Origin of the sequence: Arachnia propionica, assembly GCF_003859805.1 — a bacterium.
GTDB lineage: Bacteria > Actinomycetota > Actinomycetes > Propionibacteriales > Propionibacteriaceae > Arachnia > Arachnia propionica_C.
This window is the reverse complement of sequence record NZ_RQZG01000035.1, coordinates 1-1,783: the sequence shown is the minus strand read 5'-3', so window position 1 is coordinate 1,783 and position 1,783 is coordinate 1. Positions and strand designations below refer to the sequence as shown.

At 57.7% G+C, this 1,783-nt stretch carries 3 protein-coding genes; 2 read left to right on the top strand and 1 reads right to left on the bottom strand.

What is annotated here, in order from left to right:
- Positions 1–283 (bottom strand): hypothetical protein (locus EII34_RS16355; RefSeq protein ID WP_221620326.1); only part of this gene is annotated, 283 nt, incomplete at its 3' end.
- 122 nt (positions 284–405) lie between these two features.
- Between EII34_RS16355 and EII34_RS15635 the strand changes: the two genes are divergently transcribed.
- Both EII34_RS15635 and EII34_RS15630 read left to right on the top strand, forming a co-directional pair.
- Positions 406–978, top strand: a complete 573-nt coding sequence (locus EII34_RS15635; protein WP_185711395.1) for a hypothetical protein — start codon at positions 406–408, stop codon at positions 976–978.
- 89 nt (positions 979–1,067) lie between these two features.
- Positions 1,068–1,598 (top strand): hypothetical protein, encoded by a 531-nt coding sequence (locus EII34_RS15630; protein WP_124846097.1) that lies wholly within the window; start codon positions 1,068–1,070, stop codon positions 1,596–1,598.
- Positions 1,599–1,783 lie beyond the last annotated feature (185 nt).

The following is a 1,783-nucleotide window of genomic DNA, read 5'->3' as shown; positions in this document are numbered from 1 at the left end:
TGACTGCTGCGTTGGACACGGTGCGGTTTGTTCCCCCGGTGGATCCCAGGGCTGATTTCAGATTGGGGGAGTCGGATGTTTCACCGTCGGCATCTCCGACGAAGTGAGGGAGCTGGGCCGTGTGCCTTGGTTGCCCGTGTGAATCGATGTTTTGTGCCGCTTGGCGGGCGCGCTGTGGTTGAAGGGGTGACGTGATGCATCCCAAGGTCTTGACGCGGATGGTTTGCTGCGCGGTCTTCGGGCATTGCGAGGAGACAAGGGTTTTTCCTGCCTTGGTCGACAAACTGCTGAATCTCGCGCAGCAGGAAGGGGCTGAGGAGAAGTGATGTTCAAGGATTCGGCCGGTATGGGGAGGGGTGATCTGTTGTGCCGGTGACCTCTCATCGGGGCCTCAGGTGTTTCTTGTTGATCCTGTTGATGCTTGCTCCTGTTCTGCTTTCAGCGCCGTATGAACCGCCACGTCAGCGTCCGTTTTTTTGGGCTGATCGCAAGGTGAGTCGGTACAAGGTGCGGCAGGTGACTGATCGCCTTGTGGTCAGCTTGCCCCCGGGGTATGTTTTTTCATCTCATTTGAAAACGCTGGATGATATCAGACCGATTTATGTAGTGCATGGCGAAGGTCTGCATCTTGGCTCCGGGTATCTGATCACGAGTCACGAGGAATGGCATGGAAACGGCGCGCGTACCTTCGAGGGGCTTTGTGAGTGGGTCGCATCGGGTCCTTGGCGGTTAATGCGTTTTGAAGCCCGACTCATCGCAGGTGAACGTGCCTGTGGTTCTGCTTCTCCTCCGTTCGAGAATCAAAGGAAGGTCAATCAGAGGTGGTTGTCGTGCCGCGAAGATGGGTGCTGGGAATTCTGGGCGAATGGCGTGGAGGGGGAGAATTGGCTTTCTGGCGAGTTGGTCTCCGTGTTGGATACGGTTCGTTTTGTTCCACTCCCGGAATCTGAACCTGATTTCTCTCTAGGTGGGCGATGATGGGTCGTCATGTGTCAGGTTGTGTCGGTTCTCTGGTTGCTTTTTCGGCGCTGCTCGTTGGGTGCAGTCCTCCTTTGTCGGAGCCTGTCGTGCTTGAGGACGTTGTTGCTTTCGAGCCGCCGCCTGGCTACGAGGTGCGTCGGGTGGATGTTGACGGCGGTGCGCAGGAGTGGCGTGTGACGCAGTGGTTTTCGCGTTTGGAGGAGGAGGAAGGGGCTGTCCCAGATGGTTCCGGCATACTGATCCGATCAGGCATCGAGGTAGGCAACTCGACGAAGCCTTCAGTCGAGACCTTTGAGCAGTACTGCGCGGGGTTGCCTGAAGCTGTGGGGGGCGAACCCGGGGTTTCTCGGGTTGAGGTGCTTCCGGATCGGCGTTTTGATGATGCGACTGCCTGCGGCGTCGCGTGGCAGGACAAAGATGGTGACAATCGCCAGGTGGTGATGAGGTGGGACCTGTGTCGACGTGATGGATGCTGGAGTTTCGAGGTTCGCGGTGCTCGTGGCAGCGATGTGATCAGTGGTGATTTCCTGTCATTCCTGCAGACGGTGAGGTTTGTGCCCGAGCCCTCAGAGCATCCGGACCTGGTCTTTCCCAGCCCCTCCGCGACGCAGAGTTGATGTCGATGGAGGCTGGATGCGTTCAATTCGTCAGCGAAGGATGTGAATGAGTCTGATGATTCGATTGTGTGCTGGGAGACGTCTGTTCTGGTCCGTGGTGATGGTGCTGGGGGGTGCTCTGTGTCTTGCTGGGTGTCAGGTGTTTCCGAAGGAGGAGGCTCTGCCGAACAGTTGGGCGACGCAGC